Origin of the sequence: Streptomyces sp. NPDC021093, assembly GCF_044333135.1 — a bacterium.
In the GTDB taxonomy this organism is placed as follows: domain Bacteria; phylum Actinomycetota; class Actinomycetes; order Streptomycetales; family Streptomycetaceae; genus Streptomyces.
Window position 1 is genome coordinate 37,789 of sequence record NZ_JBIRQJ010000016.1, and the last position, 7,449, is coordinate 45,237.

The window sequence follows — 7,449 nt, forward strand, 5'->3', positions numbered from 1 at the left end:
GTTCGTTCGATGCGTGGCTGTCGCGGAATGGTCCGGTTACGACAGCGAGTTCTGCGGGACGGGCGCGTCGTCGAGTACGTCGGGGCCGTAGATGCCCTGCGCCCAGTTGGCGTGGTAGACGGTGTCGAGGTAGCGCTCGCCCAGGTCGGGCGCGAGCGCGACGGCCTCGATCCGCTCGCCTCCCGTGTGTTCGGCCAGCCAGCGGGCGGCGCCGCTGACGACCGTTCCGGTGGAGCCGCCGAACAGGAAGCCGCGGGCGGCGAGCCGGTGGCACATGCGGATGGTGTCGGGCTCGGGCACCATCACCACGTCGTCGACGAAGGATTCGTCCAGCAGCTGCGGGCGCACTCCGGTGCCAAGGCCCGGGATCATGCGGGGTTCCGGGGGGTGTCCGAAGGCGACCGAGCCGACGCTGTCCACGGCCACGACGCGCACGCCCGGCCGGTGCTCCTTAAACCAGCGGGCGCAGCCCATCAGCGTTCCGGTGGTGCCCGCGCCGACGAACAGGACGTCCAGGCCCGGGTGGGCGCGGGCGACGGCGGGCGCGGTGTGGCGGTGGTGCGCCTTCCAGTTGGCCTGGTTGACGTACTGGTTGAGCCAGACGTACCGCTCGTCCTCGTCGCACATCGCGCGGACGTGGGCGATGCGCGCGGCCAGGAACCCGCCCTCGCGCGCCGGTTCGGTGATGGTGTGCACCACGGCGCCGAACGCCTCCATCAGGCGCTTGGAGGCGAGGTTGCACCGCGAGTCGGTGACGCAGACGAAGCCGTATCCCTTACTGGCCGCGATGATGCTCAGCGCGACGCCCAGGTTCCCTGAGGAGGACTCCACCAGGATCGACCCCGGGGTGAGTTCCCCTGCTTCTTCCGCGGCCTCCACCATGGCGACGGCGGCCTTCTGCTTTACGGAGCCGGTGAAATTGAATCCTTCACACTTCAGGTGCACGGGAATGCCGAGCACCGCGTCGAGGTCGACGTACAGGTCTTCCACGTTGAACTCTTGGGGGGACGAAATGATCGGCACAGAACCTCCCTGCCTTGAGTGGCTTTTCTTTTGCGGGCAGCGTCAGCCGTAGCGGCGCATCTCGTGGAAGAAGTCGTCGACCACGTTCAGCTGTCCCGAGTCGCGCACGACGTCGTAGACGTGCTTGCCGACCGCGAGGTCGAGGACGCCGAGCCCGAAGGGCGAGAAGAACACCGGGCGGTCGGCGGCCGGGCTCAGCTCCCCGGTCAGCACGTCGTGGAGCGTGCCGTGGACGAAGTCCCGGTTGCCCTCCTGCTGTTCGGCCAGGTGGAGGGAGGTGTTGGCCTTCAGGCAGTGCTCGACGTCGTCGACGACGTTGGTGCCCGTCAGTACGACCTCGGGTGCCAGGTCGCGCAGCGAGACGTGCAGCACCAGGGGGTTGTGGGCGAACAGAGCCGGGTCGGTGACGTGCGGGGTCCCGGCGATGGTGGCGAAGACGATCAGGTCCGAGGACCGGATCAGGTCCTCGGGGGTGTCGTGGACGGTGACGTTGCCGGCCCCGCCGGACTGGGCGAGGTACTCGGTGAAGCCGACCGCGTGCTCGGTGGACAGGTCGTGGACGCCCGTCTCCTCGAAGGTCCAGCCGGTCTCGCGCAACAGGGTGTGGATGAAGCGGGCGATGAGGCCGACGCCGAAGAAGCCGACCCGCAGCGGGCGCGGGCGGCCGGCGCTGAGCCGGTCGGCGGCCAGCGCGGCGGAGGCCGCGGTGCGCACCGCGCTGATGATGGAGCTCTCCAGGCAGGCGAACGGGTAACCGGTCTCGTGGTCGTTGAGGATGAGGACGGCGGAGGCCCGGGGGATGCCGGCCTGCACGTTCTCCGGGAAGCTGGAGATCCACTTGATTCCGTCGGTGGCGACCTTGCCGCCGATGGAGGCGGGCAGCGCGATGATGCGCGAGGAGGGCTTGTCGGGGAAGCGCAGGAAGTACGAGGGAGGGTTGACCGTGTCACCCTCGCCGTGCAGGCGGTAGGCGGCCTCGATCAGGTCCACCACCTCCTTGCCGCGGCCGTCGAGGACCTGGCTGACCTGTGCTCCGGGTATCACCGCGAAGGAGGGCGCCGCGTGCTGCTGGGACATGAAGAGCTCCGTAGAGAAGTGCGGGGAGAACGGGGAGAACGGGGTCAGGCTGCCGCGGGGCGGGCCGGCACGTCGGTGTGCACGTGGTCGGCGAGGCGCACCGGGTCGCCGAAGAGCGCCACGACCTCGCGGTCCCCCTGGTACGCCTCGCGGCTGTGCGCCGTCCGCAGGTTGTCGACGACCAGAAGGTCTCCGGCCTGCCAGGGGCGGCGCGAAGTGGCGGCCGTGTAGGCGGCGTTGAGCGTTTCGATGACCTCTTCGGGGATGGCCTCGCCGTCCCCGAAACGGGTGTTGAAGGGCAGCGCGTCCGGGCCGTAGAAGGAGGTCAGGTACTCCCGGACCGCGCTCTCCAGGGTCAGTCCGTTGAGGAACGCGATCTGGTTGAACCACAGCCGCTCACCGGTGACGGGGTGGGCGACCACCGCGGCCCGCCGCTGGCGGGTGCGCAGCACGCCGCCTTCGAGCCACTCGTGCTCGATGGCGTGCTCGGCACAGTACGCGGCCACCTCGGCGCGGTCCTCCGTACCGAAGGCCTCCGACCAGGTGACGCCCACCTCGCGGTAGTCGCGGTCCAGCAGCCAGCCCTGGCGTGCGAAACGCTCGACCAGGTCGGCGGGCACGGAGCGCAGCAGCGTCCGGGCGTCGGCGACCGCGGTGGCGCCGCCGGAGGCGGGCGCGGTCAGGCAGCCGAAGAGGGCGACGGAGGGCACCTCGGCGGCGTAGCTCAACTCGTGGTGCATGCACATCGGTTCGTCGGCGGGCCACGCGGACGAGGAGTAGACGCCCTCGCCGTGCTCGGTGCGGCTGGTGAAGCCCTCGCGTTCGGCCACCGGGGTCACACCGAGCCAGCGCGCCGCGCGTGCCAGGTCGCCGGGAGCGCTCAGGCCGAGGCCGCGCACGAGCAGCGCGCCGTGCTGGGCCACCAGGTCCCGCACCACCTGGCCGGGCAGCAGGTCGAAGTCCGCGCCGGGGACCTCCAGCAGGGGGGTGAGCCCTGCCTCGAGGACCGGTTCGTAACCGGCGGGGAGTGCCGCGCCGGTCATGGTGCCGTCGGTCGTGGCCGTCATCGGATTGCCTTTCTGGGCGGTCTGGCGGCATACGGACAAGGAGTGGGCCGTACGCGCCTGAAGTGGAGGGCCGGCCACCGGGGCCGGACAGGGGGAAGGGGCGGGCGCCCGGTATCAGGCCGCTCCGCCGTCCCCGGCGGCCCGCTCGTCCAGAAGGGCGGCGAGGTCGGCGAGGACCGGCCGGCTCATCAGCTCCGCGGGGGACACCGTGCGGTCCAGGGCGACTGCCATCTGCAGCATGCCCAGCGAGGTGCCGCCGGCTTCGAAGAAGTGGGTGTTGCGGCCGATGCCGTCGGCGGGGAGCTTGAGGGCGTCCGCCCACAGCCCGGCGAGCCTGCGCTCGCTGTCCGTACGGGGCTCCTGGAACTCGCCCTCGTCCGGGCCGAGTTCGTCGACCATGCGGGTCAGCGCCTTGCGGTCGATCTTACCGTTGGCGGTGAGCGGCAGGGCGGGGAGGTAGTGGATGCGGGCAGGAACCATGTACTCGGGCAGGGCGGTGCCCAGCTCCTTGCCGACGGTCTGCGCGGACAGTTCCTGGGCGGCGGAGTAGAAGGCCACCAGCTGCTTGGTCTCGCCCTCGCCCGCGATGACGACGGCGCTGTCGCGCACCCCGGAGACCCGCAGCAGCTGGTTCTCCACCTCGCCGATCTCGATGCGGAAGCCGCTGATCTTCACCTGGCTGTCGCGGCGGCCGAGGAACTCCAGCCGCCCGTCCGGCAGCCAGCGGCCGAAGTCGCCGGAGCGGTACATCCGGGCGCCGGGGACGTGCGGGTCGGGGACGAACGCGGCGCGGGTGCGCTCCTCGTCGTTGACGTAGCCGCGGCCCACACAGATGCCGGAGAAGACGATCTCGCCGGGCGAGCCGAGCGGCACCGGCCGCAGCAGTTCGTCGACCACGTAGATCCGTACGTTGGAGATCGGCCGGCCCAGCGGCACCGACGCCTGCGCGGGCACGGCGCGCATGACTTCGTGGTTGGTGTCGTCGCAGGTCTCGGTGAGGCCGTAGGCGTTGGCCAGCGCGATCTCGGGGAAGGTGGCGAACCAGCGCGCCACCAGGTCCTTCTTGAGGGCCTCGCCGGTCGCCGAGACACAGCGCAGGTGGGGCAGCTCGCGCGGGTGGCGCTCCAGTTCGGTCAGCACCACCTCCAGGTACGAGGGGACGACCTGGACGACCTCGACGCGCGCGCTCTCCAGCGTCTCGACGAAGCGCGCCACGTCGAGGACGGCGCTCTGCTCGATGATGCGGGTGCGGCCGCCGACGGCGAGCGCGGCGACCAGCTGCCACAGCGAGATGTCGAAGCACTGCGGGGCGGTCTGCGCCACCACGCCGCCCTCGCGGACCCCGAGGTCCTCGATCTTGGCGAGGAGGTGGTTGAGGAAGCCGGCGTGCTCGCACACGGCACCCTTGGGCCTGCCCGTGGATCCCGAGGTGAAGTAGATGTAGGCGGCCTGGGAGGCCGCTACGGGCAACTCCGGGTCGGTGTCGGGGTGTTCGGCGGCGAGGACGTCGTCGAGGTGGTGCGCGCGGGCGTCCGGGGTGGCCTGCAGGGCCTCGGGCAGTCCGGCGCACGCGTCGCGCTCGACGAGCACGTGGCGGCACTGGCTGCGGGTGAGCATGTCGGTGATCCGGTCGGCGGGGAAGTGCGGCTCCACCGGCAGGTAGACGCCGCCCGCCTTCAGGACGCCGAGCACGGCCGCGAGCCACTGGAGGTTGCGCTCGCTGACGACGGCGACGACGTCCTCGTCGCGCAGGCCGTGGGAGCGCAGCGCGTGGGCGACGCGGTTGGCGCGGGCGTTGAGCTCGCGGTAGGTCCAGGAGTGTTCGCCCTGTTCGGCGGCGATGTCCTGCGGACGCAGCCGGACCTGCTCCTCGAAGAGCTGGTGGACCCGGCGGTCGGGCAGGTCGCGGTGCGCACCGGCCAGTCCGTCCACCTGGAACCGGTTCTCCGCGTCGGAGACCGGGCTCCACCCGTGGTGGTCGGCCTCGGGGTGGCGGGCCAGTTCCTCCAGGGCGGCCAGCAGATAGCCGGCGATCCGCCCGGCCTGGTCGGCGTCGAGCGCGTACGGACGGTGCGCGAGGACCAGGTGCGGCTGCCCGCCCGAGGTGTCCACGCCCACGGCGAGCAGGGTCTCGGGGGCCAGGTCGTCCGCGCGCGGGGCGCGGCCCGCGACCACGACCGTGTCGAAGAGGGCTTCGGTGCGGCCGGTCTCGGCGCGCAGTTCCGTCAGGGCCGCCTCCGGTCGGCCGGTCACCTCGGCGGCGGCCCCGGCCGCGGTGTCCAGCAGCGCCCGCCACGGGCCTTCGGCCACCGGTACCGGGCAGGGCAGCGGCTGCGCCGCGGAACCTTCGCCGCCCAGGTGACCGACCACGACGGCGGAGTCGGAGGTCAGGGCTGCCAGCACCCGTGCGCAGGCCGCCAGGAGCACGGTGTCCGGGGTGGTGGCGGGGTCGTCCGCCGGCTGCCGCAGCGCCTGAGCGGCCACGGCCGGTACGGGCGTCCGGAGTTCCTCGACGGTGCCCGGCTCGCGCTGCTCGCCGGACCACCTCGGCAGGGGCGTGTACCCGCCCTCGGAGAGCACCCGCTGCCAGTGCTCCCGGTCCGTCGACGACGATTCGGCAGTCGTGTGCCGCTGTTCGGATTGGCTGTGCCGCCCGTCCTGCCGAACCTTCACTCGCCCTAACCTTCCATCGCGAACGCCCGGACCGGGCGCTCGACAGCACCTGTGCAATGGTCGGTAGCGACGCTAGGGCAGCAGATTATTGGCTAGGTATCGGTTCGAAACCCCAGGGCTATCGGGGCGTGCGTCAGCAATACGCCGCGATGGCCCAGGACCTCGCCCTGGGTCAACTTCCTGGATCACGCCCCGGATCACGCCCCGGTCATGAGTCCTCGCCCGCCCCGGTCGGCAGCAGTGCCCGTACCTCGAACCGGCCGTCCTCCATGACCCCCACGTGCAGCGTGCCGCCGAGCATGGAGGCCCGCTCCCGCATGCCGAGGACGCCGTGCCCGCTGCCGCTCTGGCGCTGCGCGGGGGCGGTGGCCGGGGTGTTGACCACCCGCACTCCGAGATCCGAGTCCCCGTAGGTCAGCTCGACCCGGACCTGGGCGCCCGGTGCGTGGCGCAGCACATTGCTCAGCGCTTCCTGAGTAATGCGAAAGGCCGAGAGTTCGACGTGGTGGGGCAGGACCCGCGGGACACCCGATATCTCTGTCTTCACGGTCAGCCCGACCGCCTGGACATTGCCGACCAGTTCGTCGAGATTCTCCAGGGTCGGCTGCGGCGCATATCTGCCGTCCTTGCTGCCCGCAGCGGAATCGTCGGACCGCATCATGCCCAGAATGTGGCGCATTTCCGTCAGGGCCGCCAGCGCGTTCCGTCGAATGCTGCCGAGGCTCTCGCGCATCGCCTCCGGCGGATCCTCGACGAGAAACGGAGCGGCTTCCGCCTGTACGGCGACGACGGACATGTGGTGGGCGACGACGTCGTGCAGTTCACGCGCGATGCGTGCCCGTTCCTCCAGCAGGGTCCTGCGGAACCGCTCGATCTCGGTGAGTTTCTCCTGCCGTCGCAGCTGCCGCTGCGCCTCCTTGCGTCCGCGCACGGCGGCCAGCAGCACCAGCCCGACCCCGGACAGCATCCCGAACGCCAGCAGGCCCTTCCCCGCTCCCTCGGGGCTCAGCACCGCCCCGAGCGCCGTGCCGACGAGCAGCGTCAACAGCCACTGCGCGACGGACAGCCGGGCACTGACCCGCCAGGCGACGAGCAGCGTGAGGGTCAGATGCGCGAGGAACCCCATCTCCGTCCACGGCCAGGGCGTCAGACCTGCGGGCGCGGCGTCCCGCGCCGCGAGCAGCAGGGGGAACGGCACCATGGCCGCGAGCGACAGCCACCAGGCGGCCACCGGCCGGGTCAGGGCCAGTGGCACGGCCGCCGCCTGGACGCACGCGAGCAGCGCGGCCGGCGCCCAGTGCGTCTGCAGCTGTTCGGCGACCACGGCCGTTCCCGGCCCGACGAGGTAGAGCGTGAACACCCCCGCGAGGAGGAGCGGGAGTTGGCGGAGCACCCGGATCCGCGACCGCGAGAAGGTCGGCAGCGGACGCGGCGAGAAGTCGAAGAGCTCCCCGCACAAGGCCTGCACGGAGGACGCCAATCGCTGTTTCACTCCGGGCTCTCGCGGACTCGACGAACTCGCCGGCCCCTGCGGACTCGCTGGCCACTCTGCACCGTCCGGGTAACTCGTCACACAAATCATGATAGAGCCGCCGCATCACAGCACCCC

At 71.4% G+C, this 7,449-nt stretch carries 5 protein-coding genes; all 5 read right to left on the minus strand.

What is annotated here, in order from left to right:
* Positions 1-36: 36 nt before the first annotated feature.
* Complete coding sequence (sbnA, locus tag ACH4SP_RS37840; RefSeq protein WP_398422182.1) at positions 37-1,023, minus strand: 2,3-diaminopropionate biosynthesis protein SbnA; 987 nt, start codon at positions 1,021-1,023, stop codon at positions 37-39.
* A 42-nt stretch (positions 1,024-1,065) separates the two neighbouring features.
* Entirely contained in the window at positions 1,066-2,100 is a 1,035-nt protein-coding gene (sbnB, locus tag ACH4SP_RS37845; RefSeq protein WP_398422184.1) for a 2,3-diaminopropionate biosynthesis protein SbnB, read from the minus strand.
* 44 nt (positions 2,101-2,144) lie between these two features.
* Positions 2,145-3,167 carry a TauD/TfdA family dioxygenase gene (locus tag ACH4SP_RS37850; RefSeq protein ID WP_398422186.1) on the minus strand — a complete coding sequence of 341 codons (1,023 nt, stop codon included), beginning with the start codon at positions 3,165-3,167 and terminating at the stop codon, positions 2,145-2,147.
* Between the two features lie 114 nt (positions 3,168-3,281).
* Complete coding sequence (locus ACH4SP_RS37855; protein WP_398422188.1) at positions 3,282-5,840, minus strand: amino acid adenylation domain-containing protein; 2,559 nt, start codon at positions 5,838-5,840, stop codon at positions 3,282-3,284.
* 208 nt (positions 5,841-6,048) lie between these two features.
* Positions 6,049-7,332: a sensor histidine kinase gene (locus ACH4SP_RS37860; RefSeq protein ID WP_398422190.1), complete on the minus strand. Its 1,284-nt coding sequence runs from the start codon at positions 7,330-7,332 to the stop codon at positions 6,049-6,051.
* Positions 7,333-7,449: the final 117 nt, after the last annotated feature.